Genomic DNA, 22,912 nt, shown 5'->3' on the forward strand with positions numbered 1-22,912 from the left:
GCAAATGCTAGTACTATCAAGAAAAGCTGGGGAAACTATTTATATAGGAGAAGACATCGAAATAGTAATCTCTGAAGTAAAAGGAGAACAGGTGAAAATCGGTATACGTGCTCCAAGAAATATAGATATTATTAGAGGAGAGCTAAGACAGGACGTGTCAGAATCTAACACAGAAGCTGTTATCACCAGCTTAGACCTTTTCAAGAAACTTTAATACTAATCTCAAAAAATATTTCAAATTAATTATTAAAACTATTAAACATTAGCAAAACGTTCCGATACTATCTATGTAAGCAAGAGAAACCAGTTCGGCCGGCTTGACTATCTTGTCAACATACTAAACATTGCTCACATGGAAGTGAGCAACACATTCCAAGGAGGAACTTATAATGAGAATTAATCACAATATCGCAGCAATTAACACACATCGCCAATTAGGCGCAGCTAACAACAATCAATCAAAATCAATGGAAAAATTATCTTCAGGTCTTCGTATTAACCGTGCTGGAGACGATGCAGCTGGTCTTGCTATCTCTGAAAAAATGCGTGCTCAAGTACGTGGTTTAGATCAAGCTTCATCAAATGCTCAAGATGGTATTTCAATGATTCAAACAGCTGAGGGTGCATTAGGTGAAACACACTCAATCTTACAACGTATGCGTGAATTAGCAGTACAATCTTCAAATGATACAAATACAGATTCAGACCGTTCAGAAATTCAAAAAGAAGTTGACCAATTAGCTAGCGAAGTTACAAGAATTGCTAATAATACTGAATTCAATACACAAAAACTTCTAAATGGTGGAATTACGCAAGAAGGTCTTGGCGAGAATACATTCCATATTGGGGCAAATGCAGGTCAAAAAATTGATATTAGCATTTCAGCAATGGATGCTAAATCACTAGGCATTTCAAGAGATGCAAATACAGCTACCGCAGCAGGAGCAGGTTCTGTTTCTACAGCTACTGTTGCTAATTCTTTTGGACCTCAAATAGCAGATGGTAATGTTATTCAATTAAATTATACAGCTGCTATAGATGCAGAAGCTGCTACTAGTGCAGTGAAAACTGGTGGCGCTTTAACTGGTACACTAGATATGACTGGTGCAGTCTCAATTGAACTTGGAGGAGAAACGGTAGCATTAGATGATGTAAAATTGTTAGGAGCTAATTTTGATTCAGATAATGATGCAGCAGACCTTCAAGCGGCGTTACAAGCTGATATTGACAGTGTTACAGCATTGGCAGGGAAATATAACGTTGGATTAACATCTGATAATAAAATTACTATTACTCACATAGAAAAGACTGGTACCGACTCTGAAGTAGATTTGACTGCTTCAAATGCTGGAACTTTAACTTTACTTGGATTAGATGATACAGCTGTAAATGGAGATGCCGCAGTAACTGCAGAATCTGCTAAAGTTACTTTGACAGGTACAACAGGTACAACAGCAGTTCAGAGTGTTAATGTTAAGGATACTGATACTAGCTTCACTGTAGCAGCAGGCGATTTTAAAGGGTTAACTGTTAATTTAGCTGGAGCAGCAAGTACATTAACAAATACAGGTACAGCAGATACAGTTACTCTTTCTACAACAGCTACATCAGCTTCTTCAGCATCATTCTCTGGTGGAGCTAAAATGGCAGATGCTGTTACAACAGCAGGTATTGATGTATCATCAAAAGAATCTGCAAATAGTGCAATTACTGTGATTAATAAAGCAATTGAAACAGTATCTGCAGAACGTTCTAAACTTGGTGCTGTACAAAACCGTTTAGATCACACAATCAACAACTTAGGAACATCTTCTGAAAACTTAACTGCTGCGGAATCTCGTATCCGTGATGTAGATATGGCGAAAGAAATGATGAACCAAACAAAAGAATCAATTTTGGCTCAAGCTTCTCAAGCAATGCTTGCACAAGCAAACCAAAAACCACAAGCTGTTCTTCAATTATTACAATAATTTTAGAATATTGGAAAGGGACTCTAGCGCTGCTAGGGTCTTTTTTCTATTCTAAGGAAGGATTTAATATTATGAAAAAGTATAATATAAGCATGATAGTGTACCAAGATTATTATGGCAAAGATATAAAACTCAAGGTTCAAGAAATAGAGCTTAGAGATAATACAGAGGATTCTTCAGGATATTGTGATATTTGTTTGGAGGAAATTAAAGAATTTACATTAGTTGAAGGTGATAGTCGTACTTTTTTCTTTGAGACGGATAGAGGTGTTCACTTGAGTGGAGAAGGAAAGGTTCAATACGACGGAAAAAATGGTTATTGTATAGTTTTAAAAATGATAAAACTAGTCTAGCCCTCATTATATGGACAGTTTAAAATTATGTAATGCAGCCAAATTTAGGTGGAAGTATTGATTTGAAATTATAATAGAAGTATTTTTCTATCCCACAATGTTTTGAATAGACGCATGAAAATTAAAGTATCCAAAAATGCTTGAATTCATGTGAATGTTTCTAATGCTGTGAAATTTCGATTAAGAAAGGAGTAGTATGGATAAAGAAACTCAAGAGTATAGAAAATTTCTTGAAGATCAACTCGAGTGGTGTAAGAAACAAGATCATATCTTAGAGGAAATAGAAGACAAACTGTATGAAATGAAAGAAATAGCAGAGTGCGCTCTTGCAAATGACGTGAATACCGATGAAATTGAGAGATTGAATCATCAGATGGATAACTTGAAAAAGGAAATTCAGTATCTTGAAAAACAGATACACGCTGTTGTACATTAAAACTAGAAAGGTAGTTTTCGTATGGATATTGCATTATTATCAATGGTCATGAGCCAACAGAATGTATGCAACAAGCATCAATGTCCGTTATGAAACAAGCAATGGGCAGTGCCGAAAAGCAAGGTAATGCGCTTCAAAATCTAATGACTACGACAGATGTATCTGCCATTCAACAAGCTGCTCAGCCACATTTAGGTGGAAATATTGATTTGAAATTAATAGAAGTATTTTCGAGTAGCCTTGATGAGAGGTTGCTCTTTATCTTTTTGGAGCAAAATGGGAGAAGAAGATTGTGCTCCGAAAGTCCACCTACTCGCTATTAGTGTGCTGGAAGTTACAAAAAGAGAAACGAATACATAATCAGTAATAACAGAATAATTAGATATATATATTATAATCATAGAAGAACTACCTCTAACATCTACTACAGGTGTTAGGGCTTTTTGTATTTTTATTAAACTATTCAAGGAGGAATTAATCATGGAAGAAAAACAATCAAAAGTAATACAAGCTAAGCGTGTAGATATTGTTTCGATCGCATGATAAAGAATCTTCGCTTATGTATCAAGGACGTAATGTGCGAAGTCCAGCCGATTGCTATAAGTTATTCAAACAGTTATTAGGGGAAATGGACAGGGAATATATCATCTTTATTGGTCTGAATACCAAAAGTCAACCAACCGTACTGACAGTGGCTTCCATTTTCCATTCTTATTTATTATAGCTATGAAGCTTTACTTAACAATTTATTTTTTTAGTTCCTTAAAAAATATTTTTTTTGGACGATATAACCTGTAAGGATCTTCTAATATAGGGAGGCAAGTGTGCATGGTAAATAGAATAACTGAGAGTGGCAATAATTCTTCAATTTCCTTTTCTATTAAGCAAGAAAATATTGGTAGACAAACTATTAGTGAGGGTAAAATGGTTACTCCAGAAATGCAAGATACACCAAAAAATGAAGATTTATCAGTAGAAAATCTTTCCTCTGATAAAGTGAAAAAAATGACAGAGAGCTTAAATGACTTTCTAGAAACTACTAGTACAAAACTAAGATATGAGTTTCATGAGAAATTAGAAAAATACTATGTGACTCTAGTGGATACCGAGACTGATCAACTAGTCCGTGAAATTCCAAATAAGAAGTTGATGGACATGTATGCTTCTATGTTAGATTTTATTGGTGTACTTATAGATAAGAAAATATAGAAAGCCGGTGTTTTTATGCGTATTAGTGGTTTAGCGAGCGGTATGGATACGGAAACGATGGTTAAAGAGTTAATGACAGCTCATCGAATTCCTTTAGATAAATTAAATCAAAAGAAACAATATACAGAATGGCAACGTGATGATTATCGTACTGTCAATCGTACTTTAAATGATTTCAAAACTTTAACAAATGACAGTATGCTAAGACAAGCTACATTTATAAAGAAGACAGTTACCTCTTCTACTCCTGAAGATATATCGATTAAAAATATAAACTCAGTAAGTGATTTTTCTGGAAAGATTAAAGTTAAACAATTAGCAGAGTCAGCTACTATGCAAAGTACCGGAGAAGTTTTTAAATCAGAGGCAGATCTAACGAAAAAATTATCTGATTCTACTCTAGGTCTAGTACAACCCGTTGGAAACTTTAGAATTAATGCAATCAAAGAAGATGGAACTTTCGATTCGACATTAAATGCGGGGTATGAGGTAAAGATAACAGCTGATTCTACCATGCAAAGTGTTATAGATGATATAAATAAGAACTCGGGAGTTAGTGCTTTTTATGACTCTCATACAGGTAAAATTGCATTTACAGCAAAATTCAGTGGAGATGTAAAAGACACATCTGAAACAGTTAAGAACCCTGAAATTGTGTTTTCTGGGAATTATAAATTCTTAGGAATAGAAGAAACAAATGTAATAGCGAATAAGAATGGTAATGGTACCTTAGGATTAAATGCTGAATTCACTTATAACGGTTTAACTACACAAAGACAATCCAACACCTTTAAAATTAATGGCTTTGAAATATCATTAAAACAAGCAAATAATAAAGATATTACGTTCAGCTCATCCCCTGATGTGGATTCCATTTTAGAGTCTGTAACAAAGTTTGTAGATGAATATAACAAGTTAATAGAAGACTTGAATGGTCAAATTAGAGAAACTAAATATAAGGACTACCAACCACTTACTGATACAGAAAAAGAAGCTTTATCCGAAGATCAGATTAAAAAGTGGGAAGAAAAAGCAATGAGTGGAACACTGAAGAATGATAGTATAATTTCAGGAGTTTTAAACCAAATGCGAAATGCAATGAGCTCAGTTGTTGGTAGTGTATCTGGTGCAAATGCATTAAGTAAACTTGGTATTACTACTTCAAGTAACTATTTAGAAAATGGTAAACTGACAATAGATGAGACAAAGTTAAGAGAAGCAATTTCAGCAGATCCAAACCAGGTCTATGAATTATTTGCTGCAGATGGAGCAAAAGATTCCGAAAAAGGATTAGCCAGACGCATCACCTCAGCACTTGATGATGCAAGAACAAAAATTACTACTAAAGCTGGTTCAGGCACTACTACTGTAAACAATTCATTCGTTTTAGGGCGATTACTAGAAGGTTATGAAGATCAAATGACCCGTTTTGAAGATCGTTTAGCTACTATGGAAAGTCGTTACTGGAAGCAGTTCGGTGCAATGGAGCAGGCCATTCAAAAGGCTAATTCACAGTCTACTTATTTAGCAGGAATGTTTAGCACAGGGTCTTAATTAATTAATGAAGAAATATATTAAAGGTGTGGTGTTATAAAATGGTAGTAAATAATCCGTATCAAGCCTATCAGCAAAATAGTGTGACTCAGTCTACTCCTGGTGAGTTAACGTTAATGCTGTATAATGGCTGTTTAAAATTCTTAAACCAAGCCAAAAAGGGTATTGAAACAAATAATATTGAATTAAAAAATACAAACATCCAAAAAGCTCAGAATATCCTTCGAGAGTTTATGGTGACGCTTGATATGTCTCAAAGTGTCTCTGAATCTATGGCGAGCTTATATGAATTTATGATCAATCGCTTAATCGAAGCGAATATTAATAACGATATAAGTAAAATAGAAGAAGTTTATGCATTAACATTAGAGTTCCGTGATACATGGAAACAAGTAATTCAGATCAATCGTCAAAAACAATATGGAACACCAGGTGAAATATGATTCGTGAAAGTCTTATTTCCTGGAGAAAAGCTACTGAAATGTTAATTCGAATTTTAGAAGTTCAGGATGAGGAAAAAAGAGACTCCATTATTGACAAAATGGACAAGTTATTAGAAGAACGGGAAACGCTTAAATCTGCCATTCAAGCTCCTTTTACAGAAGAAGAATTAGCATTTGGGCAAGAATTACTTCCTATAGAAAAGCTAATGACTGAAAAACTTGAACTATTTACTAAAGAGATTCGTTTTGATATTACAGATCAGCAAAAGAAAAAGGTTTCCTTACATGCCTACATGGATCCCTATGCAAATGTGTTTCGAGATGGTACTTTTTACGATAAGAAAAAATAAACAAACCGGCATTAGCTCATGCTTGTGCCGGTTTGTTTATTTTCACATATGAAATGGAGCTTTAAAATGACAACTTTAACAGAAGAACAAACACAATTAGTTCGAGAATATACAGAAATGCTTGTTAATGTTGAGGAAGCATTTGAATATGTAGTGGCAAGCTTTGCAGATTACGCTAAAACAGAAGGTGATCTAATATTGAGCGATATTTTATCTGCTTTTGTTCAACTTATTCAAGTGAATGAGGACTTAACAACTATTTATCATGATAATATGGATGTGCAGAACTCTATTCTTAATTTCCAAGAAGTTGTTAATGCTGCTGAGAAGCTAAACGGTATTTTTGAAAAGTCTCAGGAAAAGCAAGAGGTTGTTCAACAATATCTATTCCCAGCATACAAAAAGTGGTATGAGGCTATTCATCCACAACTAGTCGTGTATACACAAGTATAAAATCAAACCCAATGAGAAAACCTCATTGGGTTATTTTTCTATCTTCAAAACTTATACTCCTTCAACAACCCCTCCAACTTCAAAGCCAACCCAATACTCCCGTCCACCTTCAATTTCCCAAACATAAAAGCAGTAGTACTATTCAAATCTCCTGCAAGTAATTTCATGAAATCTTTCGAGCTCATTGTTAACTTACAATCAGCCTTGGTCGAAGTGTCGTCTGAAACCTCTGCAGTTCCATTTGCCAAAATGAGCTGTTTTACACTTGGATTAACACCAGTTAAATGAAACTCATAACGTACATTTTCATTTTGAATTGGTGCTGGATTATCATTCATCGTTGTTTCGATTAGTTGCCAAGTTTCATTCATCTATAATCTCCCTCTCTATTTATGACTGAATATTCATTCATATTTAATTTTCTCATATTAGTCCCGTTTTGGCGAGTTAATATTTCCTGGGAAATTTTAAAATAATAATGTGAATAGTTAGTAGAAATGGTATTATGAATATAATAGTTAAATAGAAGGAGGGTCTTTATGTTCAAGAAAGTGCTAATAGTAACAGTCTTACTTATTTCATTTGCATCATCTGCTAGTGCTAATACCTTATATGAAGTTAAAAAGGGTGATACCCTATCGAAAATAGCTAAGCTTAATAAGGTGACAATCAATGATATTCGTTCATGGAATAAGTTGACGAAGGATAGTGTTTACATCAAACAAAAGTTAGTTGTGAAAAAGCCCGCTGTTGCGACTAAAACTCCGGCAAAGGTTGTTACTACTAAACCTGTTGTAGTTACTAGTGCATCGAAACAGGAGACAGTAGTTACTCCAGTACAAGTAAAGGATGCACAGCTGATTACTGCACCATTCCAAGAACAAGAAAAGAGTTTATCTGGTAAGGGACAAGCTATGTATCCTTTAATAGTAGATTTTGCAAAACGTCTAGAAGGCATACCGTACGTATATGGTGGTTATACAATGTCGGGGTTCGACTGTAGTGGATTTATTTATTTCTTACATACACAAGCAGGTTTAGATATTACGAGACAAAGTAGTGAGAGTTACTTCGCACAAACATCTGTTGTGTCGATACCAGTTGTAGGGGATTTAGTATTTTTCCAAAATACATATAAACAAGGAATCTCTCATATGGGAATTTACATAGGTGATAATAAGTTTATCCATGCGGGGTCTAAAGGTGTGGAAGTAACGAGTTTAGATTCTTCTTATTGGAAAGAACATTTTGTTTCATTCAATCGATTTAATGCATTAACTGTGAAGTAAGGCAAAGGGGGATTAGACATGAAGTGGACTATCGGTAGGAAGATGTGGCTAGGGTTCATTACTGTTTTAGTGTTATTAATAGCTGTATCTGTTTCGTCGCTTATGACGATAATGGAAACTAGTGATAAATATAAATTTTTGCTAGATGATCGAGCGGTTAAAGTGAATCTAGTAGCAGATATTGAAATTTCTCAAAAAGACACGTCCGGAGCACTAATGGATTATTTACTATTTACTACAGATGCATCCAGAGCAAGTGTAGAGGAACATCAACAAATTACGAATAATTTAACTGCTGAATTACGTAATAAGATGTTTTCAGAAGAGACGTTAGAGATGATGACAGAATTTGAAAAGAAAAATGATATGTTCGCTGCTATTAATGCAGATGCGATTAAAGCGAAAATGGAAAAAGATACTGCGGCGGTCAATAAACTTACTGCCAATGCGAAAACTACAAATGCAGATGCGTTAGTAGTACTAGAAAAAATTGAAAAGTTTTTACAAGACGATATGGATAAAACTAGAGAAGAGCTTACTAGTTATGAATTTGGGGCAAAAGTATTCGTTAGCTCCTTAGCGGCATTAGGTGTTTTACTAGGTGTTATACTTGCATACTTTATCAGTAGAAGTATTTCAGCACCCGTGAAGCGTGTTACGGCAGGCCTTACAGAAATTGCAACAGGTAACTTATTAGTTGATCCTATTGTGATCAAAAATAATGATGAAGTCGGCGAAATGGCCACAGCATTTAATACAATGTCTAAAGACTTAAGAGATATTGTATCGGAAGTTCGAGATTCTTCTACGCAGCTTGCTGCTAATGCAGAGGAACTTTCTGCTAGCTCCGAAGAAAGTTTAGCATCTTCTCAAATGGTAGCGAAATCTGCGGAAGCTCAGATGGTTTCAAGTGAGCAGCAAGTACATCATATGGATTCATCGGTTCAGTCATTAACAGAGCTATCACAAGGAATTGGTCAAATTTCTGTTAGCAACGAAGAAATGCTAGTGGCAGCAAATGATGTACAAAAACTAGTGCATACAGGATCTGATGTTGTATCAGATGTTGCTAAACAAATGGATACTATTCACACAACATTTAATGATACAACTATTATCATGAAGAATATGGCGAAGCATTCCAATGATATACAGACTGTTACTGCTTTAATAACGGATATATCGGAACAAACGAACTTATTGGCATTGAATGCTGCCATTGAAGCAGCACGGGCTGGTGAATATGGTAAAGGCTTTGCAGTTGTAGCGGACGAGGTACGTAAACTTGCAGAGCAATCTAAGAATTCAGCGACAGAAATAGCGTCAATGGTTCAACTGATTCAGAGTGCATCAGGTGAGGCAGTTCTTGCTATCACAGATGGTGGCGAGAAAGTAGAAGCTGGTATCGCTAAAACAACGGAATCCTTAAAGGTATTCCAAGGCATTGAAGAGGCTGTTGGAGAAGTTGGTCTTAAAGTAGAATCGGTTTCTGCAGCTATTGAACAAATACAAGCTATGGCGGAGTCTGTTTCACAGGGCGCGATAGAAGTACAGCGACTTGCAACGCTTGCAGCAGATGGAGCTAATGATACTAGTGCAGCGACAGAGCAACAAATCGCTGCAAATGAAGAGATTTCATCCAATGCACAAGCATTAGCGGATCTTGCTGAAGCATTACAAAATAATGTGAGTCATTTTAAAATTTAAATTAAAACTGTCTATCCTATGTCATTTTATATGGCATAGGATATTTTACTATATTTTTTCGAAATATATGTGTCCAAATACCCCTATATTATGTATAATGATATAGTTACATTAGAATCATATAATAATAATATAAATAGGAAAAAGGGGATACAAATGAAGTTAACAATATCTAAGAAAATGTGGTTTGGTTTTAGTGCTGTTTTACTATTACTAGTAATCACAAGTATTATTACTCAAATAGGAACGTCAATGCTAACGGATAGATACAAAGAACTATTAGATGATGACATTGCTAAGATTGACTTAGTGGAAGAGATTACGGTCATTCAAAAAGATATGGCCACTGCTATATTAGAGTTTGTTATGTTTGGTCAGAGAGAAGCGGTGGATAAGTTCGATGCTGAAATAGAGAAAGGTTCTGTTGCAGCAAGAGCATTAATAGAAAAAGCTCCTGATGCAGAGTCTATGGGGTTAATGAAAGAACTTCAAACAGAAACAGTAAAGTTATTTGAAAGTAATAATAAAATTATTGAGTTAAAATCTGCGAACAAGCCTTTTGAACAATATGCAGCAAGCTCATCGGAAATTAATGCCGGTGTACTTGATATTTTGGCAGAATTAAAACAAGTCCAAGAAGGAAATTTGGCAGATACACGAGCAGACTTAGAAAAGTTTGAGGCTAACACATCAAATTTACTAATCTTATTAACTATTGCAGCAATTATTATTGGAATTCTGATTTCTTACTTCATCGGAAAATCTATTTCTAACCCAATTCAAAAAGTAACAAAAGGTCTGGAAGAAATTTCTAATGGTAACTTAGCCGTTGAACCAATTATTATTAAAAATAAAGATGAAGTAGGCACAATGGCGAAAACATTTAATAAAATGTCGAGCGATTTACAACAAATTGTATCAAGTGTACGCGATTCATCGATGCAGTTAGCAGCAAATGCAGAAGAACTTTCTGCTAGCTCCGAAGAAAGTCTTGCATCCTCTCAAATGGTAGCGAAATCTGCCGAAGAGCAAATGGTCGCAAGTGAACAACAGGTAAAACATATGGAGTCATCAATGAATTCTATGGAAGGTCTTAAGCATGGCGTTTCAGAAATTGCTTCGAGTAACGATGAAATGTTACAAGCAACAGATGGTGTGCAAACTTTAGTAACAAAAGGTTCTTCCGTGGTTTCTGAAGTAGCTAACCAAATGGAAACGATCCATACTACTTTCACTGAAACAACTGAAATTATGAAAGATATGGCTAAGCACTCAGATGAAATTCAAAACATTACATCGCTTATAACGGATATCTCCGAACAAACGAACTTACTTGCATTAAATGCTGCAATTGAAGCAGCTCGTGCAGGAGAATATGGTAAAGGATTTGCGGTTGTTGCGGAAGAAGTTCGTAAGCTTGCAGAGCAATCGAAAAATTCCGCTTCTGAAATTGAGTCAATGGTTAAACTAATCCAAACTGCTTCAGGATCAGCAGTTAAAGCTATAACAACTGGTGGAGATAAAGTAGAGCAAGGTCTTGCAAAAACGACCGAATCTCTTCATGTATTCCAAGAAATTGAAACTAGTGTAGTGGATGTAGTGAACAAAGTAGAGTTAGTAACATCTGCAATTGGACAAATTCAAGAGATGGCTAATTCTGTTACGGAGAGTGCCCAACAAGTACAAACAATTGCTACGCACGCTGCAGATAGTGCAAGTGACACAAGTGCCGCTACAGAACAACAATTAGCTGCAAACGAAGAAATCTCTTCCAATGCTCAGTCTCTAGCAGATTTAGCAGAACAGCTACAAAATGAAGTAAGTCATTTTAAACTATAATTTTCCATGACCCTAAATTTTAAGTTAGATTTAGGGCCTTTTATTGCCTGAAAAATAAATATTTCGACAATAAATGTCTTCAACTTTCAACTTGTATAATTAGGTTTAAGTAGCATCTATAGAGAAAAAGGGGATAATTATGAAATTAACAATCTCTAAGAAATTATGGGGTGGATTTTCAGCAGTATTGGGGCTGTTAATCATAGCGAGTGCTATGTCTATGTGGACAACTTACGACATATCAAGTAAATATGATTCACTAATTGATGAAGAACTGGAACATGTGTCTCTTATCGAGAAAGTGGAACTAATTCAAAAGGACACGTCGACTTCAGTATTAGAGTATTTAATGTTTAGCAAACTAACTTCAGTGGAAAAACTAGAAAACAATTATAAACAAGTGACGGAGATTACAACTTCACTTTCTAGTGATCTTAAAGATACGACTTCAAAAGAGTTAGTAGAAGAATTACAGAAGAAATCTAAACAACTATACGAATCAAACAATCAAATAATTGAAATAAAAAAGAAAAATGGAATGTACCAAAAGAATGCATCCGAATCTACAAAGCTTAACTTGGAGATTGCGGAAGTATTGGTAGAACTAAAATCAAATGTAGAAAATAGAGCAAAACAAACAAGGAACGAATTAAATACATATGTAGGAACTTCTAATATTGTTACACTAATATTAACGATTCTTAGTATCGTTGTTGGAGTACTCGTATCACACTTTATAAGTAGAAGTATAGCTAAACCTATTACTAAAGTGACGAATGGTCTTGTAGAAATTGCAGACGGCAATCTTACAATAGAACCAATTATTATAAAGAATAAAGATGAAGTTGGAGAAATGGCCACTACTTTTAACAAAATGTCTGGTGATTTACAACGTATAGTTTCTGGTGTCCGTGATTCATCGATGCAATTAGCAGCAAACGCGGAAGAACTAACTGCTAGTTCCGAAGAAAGTTTGGCATCTTCCCAAATGGTCGCAAAATCTGCGGAAGCTCAAATGTTAGCAAGTGATGAACAAGTAAATCACATGGATGCTTCAATGCAATCCATGACAGACTTACAAAAAGGTGTTTCACAAATTGCTTCAAGTAATGACGAAATGTTAAAAGCTACAGACGGAGTGCGATCTCTTGTTACACAAGGGTCTAACGTCGTTACAAATGTAGCTAGTCAGATGGATAATATTTATACAACTTTCCATGAAACAACAGAAATTATGAAAAACATGGCAAAGCATTCCGATGAAATTCAAAACATTACTTCCATGATTACAGACATTTCCGATCAAACGAATCTGCTGGCATTGAATGCAGCAATTGAAGCAGCGCGTGCTGGTGAATACGGAAAAGGATTTGCAGTTGTAGCAGAAGAAGTGCGCAAACTTGCGGAGCAATCCAAAAACTCAGCAGCAGAAATAGCAGCCATGGTCCAGTTAATCCAAACGGCATCGAGTTCAGCAGTTAAAGCAATCACTTCGGGCGGTGAAAAAGTGGAAGAGGGCTTAGTACAAACAACTGAATCTCTAAATGTCTTCCATCAAATTGAAACAAGCGTAGACGATGTAGTACAAAAAGTAGAATCCGTTACAATCGCTATAAGTAATATCCAAGAAATATCTAGGTCCGTAACCGAAAGTGTCCAACAAGTTCAATCATTAGCAACACAAGCAGCAGACGGAGCAAGTGACACAAGCGCTGCAACCGAACAACAATTAGCAGCAAACGAAGAAATTTCATCCAATGCTCAATTCCTAGCAGACTTAGCAGAGAAACTTAAAAACGAAGTAAGTCACTTTAAAATATAAATAACACGACTCCTATTGCATATAGGAGTTTTTTTCTTTAGACGTAGAGGGGAATTACGCAAATGCACCGCAATGTTGCGCTAATGACGTAGTACGTTGCAAATAAGACAACTCATGTTGTGCCAACAAGAAAAACGGTGCGAGAAACTAGAAAGTTACGCAAAATTATATCACCCTAATTCTCAAAGATTATAGTCTAACATTCCAGAACTCGTCACAGAGTTATCAAGGGAAATCAGGTATACTTGCGGTAGGGAGTTGTTTCGAAATGTATACATTCATTATTTTCATACATGTGATAAGTGCAGTTTTATCGATAGGTCCATTTTTTGTTCTGTTCCCGTTATTAAATAGGATGAAAGGCAAAAATAAAGAGATGATAGATACTTCATTAGAAGTATTCCAAGCAGCTATTCGTCTAGTTAAACACGCTGGCCATGTGCTTGTTGGGTCAGGGATTCTTCTTGTATGGCAAGGGAACTGGTCATGGACAACCTCGTGGGTGGTTATGACAATCGTCGTGATGGTAAGTTCAATCGTATTCCTTGCAAGAGCATTTAAACCAAATATTCGTGAATTCCGCGCAGGAACGATCGATTTGGATACACTCATTAAAAAATTAAAGTCCAATGTGTGGAAATATATTTTATTGTTATTACTCATGCTATGGTTCATGGTTGCAAAGCCAAATTTGTGGTAACAGACAACCCTTTCTCTTTTTGGAGAAAGGGTTTTTATTTGTCAACTTGTGATTATTGAAGTGGATATTGCGATTTGTAATGCGTGATTTGCGATTCTTCCAAACCAACTTGCGATTCACTGTGTACAACTTGCGAATAGACACTCACAATTTGCGATTCAAAAGATATAACTCCTCCACAACTCTAATATCTTCCAAACTCATGTCATTTTAACAAAAAGTTCACAATTATTTTTTCTTTCTGCGAAATGCGATATATCGCAGATGAAAGCGATTACAAACAAAAAGAATATTCAAAAATAACTGACAATTTAAAAATTGGGTGTTGACGGGGCATTTTAAAGGCGATATGATATCAACAATATATTAATTATTGTGAGAAAATTCACAATGATAAATATTCAAAGCTGCAAAGCTAAACGCTACATAAGCGGAAAGTATAGGAGCGATTGAATTGAGAAGTGACATGATAAAAAAAGGCGTCGATCGCGCCCCACACAGAAGCTTACTTTATGCAACTGGGGTTAAAACGAAAGATTTAGATAAACCGTTTATCGGTGTTTGTAACTCCTATATTGATATTATTCCTGGTCATATGCACTTAAACAAATTTGCCGAAGTTGTGAAAGCAGCTATTCGTGAAGCAGGAGGAATTCCATTTGAGTTCAACACGATTGGTGTAGACGATGGAATTGCAATGGGTCACATCGGTATGAGATATTCACTTCCTAGCCGAGAGCTTATTGCAGATTCAGCTGAAACAGTTATTAATGCGCACTGGTTCGACGGAGTGTTTTACATTCCAAACTGTGACAAGATCACACCAGGTATGTTAATGGCAGCGGTAAGAACGAATGTCCCATCTGTGTTTGTTTCAGGTGGTCCGATGGAAGCTGGTACTTCAGCCGACGGGAAACAACTTTCACTCACTTCTGTGTTTGAAGGAGTAGGTTCTTATAAGTCAGGTGGTATGTCCGCAGAAGAGCTACTAGATATTGAACAGAATGCATGTCCCACTTGCGGATCATGTTCAGGTATGTTCACTGCAAACTCCATGAATTCCTTGATGGAAATGCTAGGAGTGACACCTCCCGGTAATGGAACGATTATTGCAACTTCAGATGAACGTCATCGCCTTATAAAAGAAGCAGCGCATCATCTAATACGAATGGTAAAAGAAGATGTGAAGCCTAGAGATTTAATAACAAAAGAAACGATCGATGATGCATTTGCGCTAGATATGGCAATGGGTGGTTCAACAAACACTGTTCTCCACACATTAGCAATTGCACACGAAGCTGAAATTGAATATAACGTGCGAGAGATTAATGAAGTCGCAAAACGTATTCCTTACTTATCGAAGATTATGCCAGCATCTGATTACTCCATGCATGATGTTCATCTAGCAGGAGGAGTTAGTGCCATTATAAAAGAGCTTTGTGAGATTCCTGGAGCGGTTCATCCAGATCGACTAACGATTACTGGAAAATCACTCTATGAAAATGTGAAAGAAGCAGAAATTACGAATGATCAAGTCATACGCCGAAAAGAAAACCCATATAGTCCTGTAGGAGGCTTATCCGTATTATTTGGAAATATTGCTCCAGAAGGCGGAGTTATTAAAGTAGGTGCGGTGGATCCTTCTATTATAGAGTTCACTGGTAAAGCAATTGTGTTTGATTCGCAAGAAGCTGCACAAGAAGCGATTGATGATGGTACCGTTCAAGTAGGTCATGTAGTTGTTATCCGCTACGAAGGTCCAAAGGGTGGACCAGGAATGCCGGAAATGCTTGGACCGACTTCCGCGATTCAAGGTCGCGGATTAGGAACACAAGTAGCACTAATAACAGACGGTCGTTTCTCCGGAGCATCTCGAGGGATTTCAATCGGACATATTTCTCCAGAAGCTGCAGACGGTGGACCAATTGCTTTAGTTCAAAATGATGATTTGATCACTATTGATTTAACAAATAGAACGATAGATTTACAAGTTAGCGATGAGGAATTAGCTACTAGAAAAGCAAACTTACAACCATTTGAACCAAAGATTAAAAAAGGTTATTTAGCAAGATATTCAAAACTAGTAACATCAGCGAGTACTGGTGGAGTAATGAAAATCTAAGGATAAACTTTACAAACGGTTTTTATAAAAAATAAAATATATAAATCATTGATGAGGCAAAAGTTAAAGGAACCTTGTATTAACAGAGAGTCGGTGTGGTGGGAACCGACAATACAACCTTTAGCGACATCCCCTCGGAGTGAAGTGTTGAACGGGAAACCTTTTAGATACTTCCGGGTGTAGTTTAGCTACTCTCGTTATAAATGGATAGTGGGCAATTGCTTGTTATCTGCGAGGTAGCGGTTGCGCTACGAACTAGGGTGGTACCATGAAAAGAATTTCATCCCTATACAAAAGAACGATGGTTTCTTTGTGTGGGGTGAGATTCTTTTCTTTTTTATACATTTAACTTTAGTCATTTAAAGTGAGAGTTAAGTGAAGTTTTTCAAGCAAACTGGGCGATTTGATTAAAAAGGAGGAATTAATGATGAAGTTGACCGTTGAGGAAACTGAGCAAGTTTATGAAGAGCCAATAACCACACAGGCTCCTACACAGTTGAATGGTGCAGATGTTTTTATCGAAACGTTAAAGAAGCATCAGGTTGAAGTAATATTTGGTTATCCAGGTGGTGCGGTTCTACCTATTTATGACGCATTGTACAAAAATCCGATTAAACATATTCTTGCAAGACATGAACAAGGCGCTATTCATGCAGCGGAAGGATATGCCCGTGTTTCTGGAAAAGTTGGAGTAGTGATTGCTACTTCGGGACCAGGTGCAACGAATTTAGTTACCGGCATTGCCGATGCGATGATGGATTCCATTCCGTTAGTCGTGTTTACAGGGCAGGTTGCTACAACCGTGATTGGTACAGATGCATTCCAAGAAGCAGATATTATCGGTATTACGCAGCCTATAACTAAACATAATTACCAAGTAAAAGATGTAGCTGATTTTCCAAGAATCATTAACGAAGCTTTTCATATTGCTTCTACAGGTCGTCCAGGACCAGTTGTCGTAGATATACCTAAAAATATGGCTACCGGATTGTTCGTAACGCCAAAAGATGAAGATCAGGAAGTAAATCTTCCAGGGTATCAGCCAACGACAAAGCCAAACTTTTTACAAATTCAAAAAGCGGCTCAAGCTATTTCTACCGCCAAACAACCGTTAATCCTTGCTGGAGCAGGAGTATTATTTGCAAAAGCATCAGACGAACTTGCTGAATTTGCTGAAAAATATCAAATTCCAGTAACGAATACGCTGCTAGGATTAGGGGGTATCGAAGGTAATCATCCACTATTCCTCGGAATGGCAGGCATGCACGGAACCTATACAGCGAATATGGCCATTCAAACATGTGACTTACTTATAAATGTTGGTGCACGATTTGATGACCGTTTAACAGGAAATTTAAATTACTTTGCTCCAAACGCTAGAGTTGTTCATATTGATATAGATCCAGCAGAAATTGGCAAAAACGTTCCAACAGAAATTCCGATTGTAGCGGATGCGAAAGAAGCATTAGAAGCTTTGATAGCGCATGAAGCACCGAATGGAAATACAGTCGCTTGGCTAGAAAGCTTAAATATTTCTAAAGAGCAATATCCATTTCATTATCAAGCAAGCGAAGAACGTGGATTGCTTCCACAGCAAGTTCTCGAGCTAGTACATGAGTATACAAACGGAGACGCGGTTGTCACAACAGACGTTGGACAGCATCAAATGTGGACAGCACAATACTATAAATTTAGGTCACCACATAACTGGGTAACATCCGGTGGACTAGGAACGATGGGATTTGGTTTCCCAGCAGCAATTGGTGCACAGCTAGCAAAGCCTGATGCGAAAGTGGTTTCAATTGTTGGGGATGCAGGTTTCCAAATGACGTTACAGGAATTATCTCTATTACAAGAACTGAGAATTCCAGTAAAGGTAATTATTTTAAACAATCAAGCACTTGGTATGGTCCGCCAGTGGCAAGAGACCTTCCACGGTGAAAGGTACTCACAATCATTAATTTCGGTTCAACCAGATTTCGTGAAACTAGCGGAAGCTTACGATATCAAAGGGTATAAAATTGAAACGTTTGAAGACGCGAAAGTTCAGTTAAAAGAAGCATTAGAATCAGATGAGCCAGTATTAATCGATTGCCGAGTAGTACAAAAAGAATTAGTCTATCCAATGGTTGTTCCAGGCACAGGCCTACATGAAATGATTGGGGTGAAGCCAGAATGAAACGAATCATCACAGTAACCGTGATCAATCAAAGTGGAGTACTCAATCGTGTGACTGGCTTACTCATGAAGCGTCAGTTCAACATTGAAAGCATCACAGTAGGGCATACAGAAAATCCGCAAATTTCTAAAATGACATTTGTCGTAAATGTGGAGGATGAACAAAAGCTTGAGCAGCTATTAAAGCAGCTACAAAAACAAGTAGATGTTCTGAAAGTAAATGATATTACCGAAAAACAAATTGTCGTAAGAGAACTGGCACTCGTAAAAGTCGCGTCGCCACCAACTGTAAGAGCAGAGGTTAATAGTATTATAGAACCTTTCCGTGCTTCTATTATTGATACTGGTAAAAACGTAGTCACTTTCCAAGTAACAGGTAGTCCAGAAAAAATTGATGCATTCATCGATTTGCTCAAACCCTATGGCATTAAAGAACTAACAAGAACAGGCGTAACCGCATTTGTTCGCGAAACACAAAAAGTAAACGGCCCGCAGCTATCCATTTTAAAATAATAAAAACTCATTTGATTGGATTGTAATGTGGGACCGCCCGCGGAAAGCGTCCGCATGGAACGGAAATCTTTAGAAGTGATTAATGAATAAAAAATATAAAAAAACCAAATTCGAGGAGGAAATAACAATGGCTAAAATGTATTATAACGGTGATATCAACGAAGGACTTTTACAAGACAAAAAAATCGCAATCATCGGGTACGGATCACAAGGTCACGCACACGCACAAAACCTGAAGGATTCTGGATTTGATGTAGTAGTAGGTATCCGTGCAGGTAAATCATTCGACCAAGCAAAAGAAGATGGTCTAGAAGTATATTCTGTAAAAGAAGCGGCAGAAAAAGCAGACGTTATCATGATCTTATTGCCAGATGAAAGACAAAAAGCAGTGTATGAAGCAGAAATTCAACCTTCATTAAAAGCTGGCAAAACATTAGTATTCGCACATGGCTTCAACGTACATTTTGGTCAAATCGTTCCTCCAACAGATGTGGATGTATTCCTAGTAGCACCAAAAGGTCCTGGTCATTTAGTGCGTAGAACATTCGAAGCAGGAGCAGGAGTACCTGGATTATTTGCAGTTTACCAAGATGCAACTGGTCAGGCAAAGGATCTAGCACTTGCTTATGCTAAAGGTATCGGAGCTGCACGTGCAGGCGTTCTAGAAACAACGTTTAAAGAAGAAACGGAAACAGATTTATTCGGAGAGCAAGCGGTACTTTGTGGTAGTACAACTGCAATCGTTAAAGCAGGTTTCGAAACATTAGTAGAAGCAGGTTACCAACCAGAGCTTGCTTACTTTGAAACTTTACACGAATTAAAATTAATCGTTGACCTTATGTACGAAGGAGGAATGGCTACAATGCGTTCTTCCATCTCAGACACTGCAGAGTGGGGAGATTTCGTATCAGGACCACGTATCATTGATGCATCTGTTAAAGATCGTATGAAAGACGTATTAACAGATATTCAAGACGGTACTTTTGCAAGAGAATGGATTAAAGAAAACGAAACAGATCGACCAAAATATAATGCTATTAAAAAAGCAGAATCAGAGCACCAAATTGAAGTAGTTGGAGCTAAATTACGTGAAATGATGCCTTTCATCAATGAAGGGAAAAAAGTCAAGAAAGAAGTGGTGACTAGTGCGCAAAATTGAATTCTTTGACACAACTCTACGTGACGGCGAACAATCAGCTGGTATTAATTTAAATACAAAAGAAAAGTTAGAGATTGCTCGTCAGCTAGAAAAGTACGGTGTTTCCATTATTGAAGCAGGGTTTCCTGCTTCATCCCCTGGGGACTTCGAGGCAGTTAAGCTAATTGCAGATACGGTGAAAAATTCAGTCGTTACTGGTCTAGCTCGGTCGATTAAAAGTGATATCGAAACTTCTTGGGAAGCATTAAAAGGTGGAGTGCAACCACATCTTCACACATTTATCGCAACTTCACCGATTCATATGCAATATAAGTTAAATAAAACACCTGAGCAAGTAATCGAAATTGCTGTGGAATCTGTGAAACTAGCAAAAAAATATTTTCCACTTGTGCAGTGGTCTGCAGAGGATGCAACTCGCTCCGACAAGGATTTCTTAGTTCGCATTATGAATGAAGTCATTAAAGCAGGAGCAACAACAATTAATATTCCCGATACAGTGGGCTATGCGAGTCCTATTGAATACGGAGCTCTCTTCAAATACTTAAGTGAAAACGTAACAGGTATCGAAAAAGTGAAATTATCAGCTCATTGTCATGATGACTTAGGAATGGCTGTAGCTAATACATTAGCAGCTATCGAAAATGGAGCAACGCAAGTAGAAGGTACGATTAATGGTATCGGTGAACGTGCGGGTAATGCAGCACTGGAGGAAGTAGCTGTTGCACTACATATTCGCAACGATTATTACCAAGCAGATTCTGGCATTATATTAAAAGAAACAAAACGTACTAGTCAACTAGTAAGTCAGCTTACAGGCGTTGTAATTCAGCCAAATAAAGCGGTTGTCGGAAAAAATGCATTTGCACATGAATCTGGAATTCACCAAGATGGCATGCTTAAAAACCCGGAAACGTATGAAATCATTACACCTGATCTAATCGGTGACGTAGCTACTGAACTCGTTCTTGGAAAACATTCCGGTCGTCATGCTTTCTTCTCGAGAGCGGCGGAAATGGGCTTCCAGCTAAGTGATGAGAAACTAAATGCCGCATTTGTCGCATTTAAGAAACTGGCAGATCGTAAGAAAGAAATTGCAGAAGAGGACTTATTTGTTTTATTAACTGATCAGCAAGTGAAGAGCGGAGAAGTGGAATTGTATGAATTAGAGGAATTAGTCGTCCACTATGAAAACAATGTCCCAACCTCTACGATTACTGTAAAAGTACCAACAGGTGAACAAGTAGTGGAAACTTGCGCAGGTTCTGGTGCAGTAGAAGCTATTTTCAATACACTAGAAAAGATTGTGAACGGCGAAGTTCGCATTTTAGATTACCGTGTATCGTCTGTATCTAAAGGACGCGACGCACTCGGTGAGGCAGTAATCAACTTAACATTTAACGGCAAAACATCCACGGGTAGAAATGCTTCCCAAGATGTATTGAAAGCATCTGCCAGAGCGTATATCAACGCCATCAATCGTCAATTAGTAAACGTTCAAATAAAAGAACAAGCTGCAGTAGGGCAGTGAATAGGTGTTTGTAGTGAAAGGTGGCGACTCCAGCGGGATAAGCGAGTAAGTTGAGATCCTGCAGGGAGAGTAGCGAACGAGGAGGCTCGACCTCGCCCGCGGAAAGCGTCCGCCTGTAACGGCTCAAAAGCCTTTTAAATCAACTTAGTAAATAAAAAAATGGGAGTGAATGAGATGGAAAAAACGATAACGGTATTACCGGGAGACGGAATCGGTCCAGAAGTAACAGAGGCAGCAGTAAAGGTGCTTCAAGCAATTGCAAAACGTTATAACCATACGTTCAACTTGCAATACGGATTAATAGGTGGAGCAGCAATTGATGCTTGTGAAAACCCACTTCCAGAAGAAACAATTAACGCATGTAGTCAAAGTGATGCCATCCTATTAGGCGCAGTAGGTGGGCCAAAATGGGATCAAAATCCATCTCATTTACGTCCGGAAAAAGGTTTGCTAGCTATTCGTAAGCATTTTGGATTGTACGCTAATATTCGTCCAGTCAAAGCGATTCCTGCATTACTAGAAGCTTCTCCACTTAAAAAGGAAGTAGCAGAATCAGTAGATTTAGTCATTGTACGCGAGTTGACGGGGGGTTTATATTTTGCTGAACCACGTAAGAAAACAAATGATTACGCAGTCGATACGTTAGTTTATACACGCAATGAGATTGAACGAATTGTAGATACTGCCTTCCAATTAGCAAGAAGTCGTCGGGGCAAGCTTGCTTCTGTGGATAAGGCGAATGTATTGGATTCTAGTAAATTATGGCGTCAGATTGTGGAAGAGAAAAAACAAGGATATCCAGATGTGGAAGTAGAGCATATGCTTGTCGATTCAACAGCGATGAAGCTAATTACGAAGCCAGATTACTTTGACGTAATTGTAACGGAAAATATGTTTGGAGATATTTTAAGTGATGAAGCTTCCGTAATCACTGGTTCTTTAGGAATGCTGCCGTCTGCAAGTACGCGTGAGGATGGTTTTGGTTTATATGAACCGGTCCATGGCTCTGCTCCTGATATCGCTGGGCAAAACAAAGCAAATCCAGCCGCTACAATTCTTTCAACAGCAATGATGCTACGTGAGTCTTTCCAAATGGAAACAGAAGCAGCAGCTATTGAAGAAGCAGTATTCAATGTATTAAATGATGGTAACTTCACAAGTGACCTAGAAATAAAAGGAAAACGAGTGCTTTCTACTACAGAATGGACTTCAAAAGTTTTAGAAGAATTAGACTCAGAATTTGTATCAGATAGTATTATGTTTTCTTATGTCTAACCAAAAGGAGAG

22 protein-coding genes and 1 other annotated feature are annotated in these 22,912 nt (G+C 37.2%); of the genes, 21 read left to right on the top strand and 1 reads right to left on the bottom strand.

Annotated features, from left to right (window positions below; genetic code table 11):
* Nucleotides 1–4 precede the first annotated feature (4 nt).
* The 10 genes from csrA (at nt 5) to BM260_RS10450 (ending at nt 6,768) form a co-directional block, all read left to right on the top strand.
* Nucleotides 5–214 (top strand): carbon storage regulator CsrA, encoded by a 210-nt coding sequence (gene csrA, locus BM260_RS10405; protein ID WP_093537284.1) that lies wholly within the window; start codon nt 5–7, stop codon nt 212–214.
* A 175-nt stretch (nt 215–389) separates the two neighbouring features.
* Nucleotides 390–1,970 carry a flagellin N-terminal helical domain-containing protein gene (locus tag BM260_RS10410; protein ID WP_093537285.1) on the top strand — a complete coding sequence of 527 codons (1,581 nt, stop codon included), beginning with the start codon at nt 390–392 and terminating at the stop codon, nt 1,968–1,970.
* Between the two features lie 71 nt (nt 1,971–2,041).
* Entirely contained in the window at nt 2,042–2,323 is a 282-nt protein-coding gene (locus tag BM260_RS10415; RefSeq protein ID WP_093537286.1) for a hypothetical protein, read from the top strand.
* Nucleotides 2,324–2,519: 196 nt separating this feature from the next.
* A complete protein-coding gene (locus tag BM260_RS10420) occupies nt 2,520–2,759 on the top strand; it encodes a hypothetical protein (RefSeq protein WP_093537287.1) in 240 nt (79 codons plus the stop codon).
* A gap of 80 nt (nt 2,760–2,839) precedes the next feature.
* Nucleotides 2,840–3,082: a YjfB family protein gene (locus BM260_RS18870; protein ID WP_322788076.1), complete on the top strand. Its 243-nt coding sequence runs from the start codon at nt 2,840–2,842 to the stop codon at nt 3,080–3,082.
* Between the two features lie 505 nt (nt 3,083–3,587).
* A complete protein-coding gene (locus BM260_RS10430; RefSeq protein WP_093537288.1) occupies nt 3,588–3,968 on the top strand; it encodes a flagellar protein FlaG in 381 nt (126 codons plus the stop codon).
* Between the two features lie 15 nt (nt 3,969–3,983).
* On the top strand, nt 3,984–5,522 hold the full coding sequence (locus BM260_RS10435; protein ID WP_093537289.1) for a flagellar hook-associated protein 2: 1,539 nt from the start codon (nt 3,984–3,986) through the stop codon (nt 5,520–5,522).
* A 41-nt stretch (nt 5,523–5,563) separates the two neighbouring features.
* Nucleotides 5,564–5,965, top strand: coding sequence for a flagellar export chaperone FliS (gene fliS / locus BM260_RS10440; protein WP_093537290.1), 402 nt, complete (start codon nt 5,564–5,566; stop codon nt 5,963–5,965).
* A complete protein-coding gene (locus tag BM260_RS10445) occupies nt 5,962–6,315 on the top strand; it encodes a hypothetical protein (RefSeq protein WP_093537291.1) in 354 nt (117 codons plus the stop codon). The genes fliS and BM260_RS10445 overlap by 4 nt, the downstream gene beginning before the upstream one ends.
* A 66-nt stretch (nt 6,316–6,381) precedes the next feature.
* Nucleotides 6,382–6,768, top strand: coding sequence for a hypothetical protein (locus tag BM260_RS10450; RefSeq protein ID WP_093537292.1), 387 nt, complete (start codon nt 6,382–6,384; stop codon nt 6,766–6,768).
* Between the two features lie 44 nt (nt 6,769–6,812).
* On the opposite strand, the gene BM260_RS10455 is transcribed toward BM260_RS10450, so the two are convergent.
* Entirely contained in the window at nt 6,813–7,139 is a 327-nt protein-coding gene (locus BM260_RS10455; protein WP_093537293.1) for an SCP2 sterol-binding domain-containing protein, read from the bottom strand.
* Between the two features lie 168 nt (nt 7,140–7,307).
* Here BM260_RS10455 and BM260_RS10460 point away from each other — a divergent pair, with 168 nt between their 5' ends.
* The 11 genes from BM260_RS10460 to leuB all read left to right on the top strand — a co-directional run bounded on the left by BM260_RS10460 (nt 7,308) and on the right by leuB (nt 22,900).
* Nucleotides 7,308–8,057 carry a C40 family peptidase gene (locus tag BM260_RS10460; protein WP_093537294.1) on the top strand — a complete coding sequence of 250 codons (750 nt, stop codon included), beginning with the start codon at nt 7,308–7,310 and terminating at the stop codon, nt 8,055–8,057.
* Nucleotides 8,058–8,075: 18 nt separating this feature from the next.
* Nucleotides 8,076–9,764: a methyl-accepting chemotaxis protein gene (locus BM260_RS10465; RefSeq protein WP_093537295.1), complete on the top strand. Its 1,689-nt coding sequence runs from the start codon at nt 8,076–8,078 to the stop codon at nt 9,762–9,764.
* A 156-nt stretch (nt 9,765–9,920) separates the two neighbouring features.
* Entirely contained in the window at nt 9,921–11,603 is a 1,683-nt protein-coding gene (locus tag BM260_RS10470; protein ID WP_175496269.1) for a methyl-accepting chemotaxis protein, read from the top strand.
* 139 nt (nt 11,604–11,742) lie between these two features.
* Nucleotides 11,743–13,425, top strand: a complete 1,683-nt coding sequence (locus BM260_RS10475; protein WP_093537297.1) for a methyl-accepting chemotaxis protein — start codon at nt 11,743–11,745, stop codon at nt 13,423–13,425.
* Nucleotides 13,426–13,693: 268 nt separating this feature from the next.
* Nucleotides 13,694–14,125, top strand: coding sequence for a hypothetical protein (locus tag BM260_RS10480; protein ID WP_093537298.1), 432 nt, complete (start codon nt 13,694–13,696; stop codon nt 14,123–14,125).
* Nucleotides 14,126–14,579: 454 nt separating this feature from the next.
* Nucleotides 14,580–16,247: a dihydroxy-acid dehydratase gene (gene ilvD, locus BM260_RS10485; RefSeq protein ID WP_093537299.1), complete on the top strand. Its 1,668-nt coding sequence runs from the start codon at nt 14,580–14,582 to the stop codon at nt 16,245–16,247.
* 39 nt (nt 16,248–16,286) lie between these two features.
* Nucleotides 16,287–16,538 (top strand) — a binding site (T-box leader).
* 136 nt (nt 16,539–16,674) lie between these two features.
* Nucleotides 16,675–18,426 carry an acetolactate synthase large subunit gene (gene ilvB / locus BM260_RS10490; RefSeq protein ID WP_093537300.1) on the top strand — a complete coding sequence of 584 codons (1,752 nt, stop codon included), beginning with the start codon at nt 16,675–16,677 and terminating at the stop codon, nt 18,424–18,426.
* Entirely contained in the window at nt 18,423–18,938 is a 516-nt protein-coding gene (ilvN, locus tag BM260_RS10495) for an acetolactate synthase small subunit (RefSeq protein WP_093537301.1), read from the top strand. Before ilvB ends, ilvN begins: the two co-directional genes overlap by 4 nt.
* Nucleotides 18,939–19,065: 127 nt before the next feature.
* Nucleotides 19,066–20,097, top strand: a complete 1,032-nt coding sequence (gene ilvC / locus BM260_RS10500) for a ketol-acid reductoisomerase (RefSeq protein ID WP_093537302.1) — start codon at nt 19,066–19,068, stop codon at nt 20,095–20,097.
* Complete coding sequence (locus tag BM260_RS10505; protein WP_093537303.1) at nt 20,084–21,625, top strand: 2-isopropylmalate synthase; 1,542 nt, start codon at nt 20,084–20,086, stop codon at nt 21,623–21,625. The genes ilvC and BM260_RS10505 overlap by 14 nt, the downstream gene beginning before the upstream one ends.
* Before the next feature lie 174 nt (nt 21,626–21,799).
* Nucleotides 21,800–22,900, top strand: coding sequence for a 3-isopropylmalate dehydrogenase (gene leuB / locus BM260_RS10510; protein WP_093537304.1), 1,101 nt, complete (start codon nt 21,800–21,802; stop codon nt 22,898–22,900).
* The last annotated feature ends 12 nt before the right edge of the window (nt 22,901–22,912 follow it).

Origin of the sequence: Psychrobacillus psychrotolerans (genome assembly GCF_900115805.1) — a bacterium.
Taxonomy (GTDB): domain Bacteria; phylum Bacillota; class Bacilli; order Bacillales_A; family Planococcaceae; genus Psychrobacillus; species Psychrobacillus psychrotolerans.

What these genes read in the sequence shown, in the direction of transcription:
- BM260_RS10420 (WP_093537287.1), top strand. Translation starts at nt 2,520, where the DNA reads ATGGATAAAGAAACTCAAGAGTATAGAAAATTTCTTGAAGATCAACTC.
- BM260_RS10460 (WP_093537294.1), top strand. Translation starts at nt 7,308, where the DNA reads ATGTTCAAGAAAGTGCTAATAGTAACAGTCTTACTTATTTCATTTGCA.
- BM260_RS10465 (WP_093537295.1), top strand. Translation starts at nt 8,076, where the DNA reads ATGAAGTGGACTATCGGTAGGAAGATGTGGCTAGGGTTCATTACTGTT.
- fliS (WP_093537290.1), top strand. Translation starts at nt 5,564, where the DNA reads ATGGTAGTAAATAATCCGTATCAAGCCTATCAGCAAAATAGTGTGACT.
- BM260_RS10435 (WP_093537289.1), top strand. Translation starts at nt 3,984, where the DNA reads ATGCGTATTAGTGGTTTAGCGAGCGGTATGGATACGGAAACGATGGTT.
- BM260_RS10445 (WP_093537291.1), top strand. Translation starts at nt 5,962, where the DNA reads ATGATTCGTGAAAGTCTTATTTCCTGGAGAAAAGCTACTGAAATGTTA.
- BM260_RS10415 (WP_093537286.1), top strand. Translation starts at nt 2,042, where the DNA reads ATGAAAAAGTATAATATAAGCATGATAGTGTACCAAGATTATTATGGC.
- csrA (WP_093537284.1), top strand. Translation starts at nt 5, where the DNA reads ATGCTAGTACTATCAAGAAAAGCTGGGGAAACTATTTATATAGGAGAA.
- BM260_RS10455 (WP_093537293.1), bottom strand. Translation starts at nt 7,139, where the DNA reads ATGAATGAAACTTGGCAACTAATCGAAACAACGATGAATGATAATCCA.
- ilvC (WP_093537302.1), top strand. Translation starts at nt 19,066, where the DNA reads ATGGCTAAAATGTATTATAACGGTGATATCAACGAAGGACTTTTACAA.
- BM260_RS10480 (WP_093537298.1), top strand. Translation starts at nt 13,694, where the DNA reads ATGTATACATTCATTATTTTCATACATGTGATAAGTGCAGTTTTATCG.
- BM260_RS10450 (WP_093537292.1), top strand. Translation starts at nt 6,382, where the DNA reads ATGACAACTTTAACAGAAGAACAAACACAATTAGTTCGAGAATATACA.
- BM260_RS10430 (WP_093537288.1), top strand. Translation starts at nt 3,588, where the DNA reads ATGGTAAATAGAATAACTGAGAGTGGCAATAATTCTTCAATTTCCTTT.
- BM260_RS10410 (WP_093537285.1), top strand. Translation starts at nt 390, where the DNA reads ATGAGAATTAATCACAATATCGCAGCAATTAACACACATCGCCAATTA.
- BM260_RS10475 (WP_093537297.1), top strand. Translation starts at nt 11,743, where the DNA reads ATGAAATTAACAATCTCTAAGAAATTATGGGGTGGATTTTCAGCAGTA.
- ilvN (WP_093537301.1), top strand. Translation starts at nt 18,423, where the DNA reads ATGAAACGAATCATCACAGTAACCGTGATCAATCAAAGTGGAGTACTC.
- ilvB (WP_093537300.1), top strand. Translation starts at nt 16,675, where the DNA reads ATGAAGTTGACCGTTGAGGAAACTGAGCAAGTTTATGAAGAGCCAATA.
- BM260_RS18870 (WP_322788076.1), top strand. Translation starts at nt 2,840, where the DNA reads ATGTCCGTTATGAAACAAGCAATGGGCAGTGCCGAAAAGCAAGGTAAT.
- BM260_RS10470 (WP_175496269.1), top strand. Translation starts at nt 9,921, where the DNA reads ATGAAGTTAACAATATCTAAGAAAATGTGGTTTGGTTTTAGTGCTGTT.
- leuB (WP_093537304.1), top strand. Translation starts at nt 21,800, where the DNA reads ATGGAAAAAACGATAACGGTATTACCGGGAGACGGAATCGGTCCAGAA.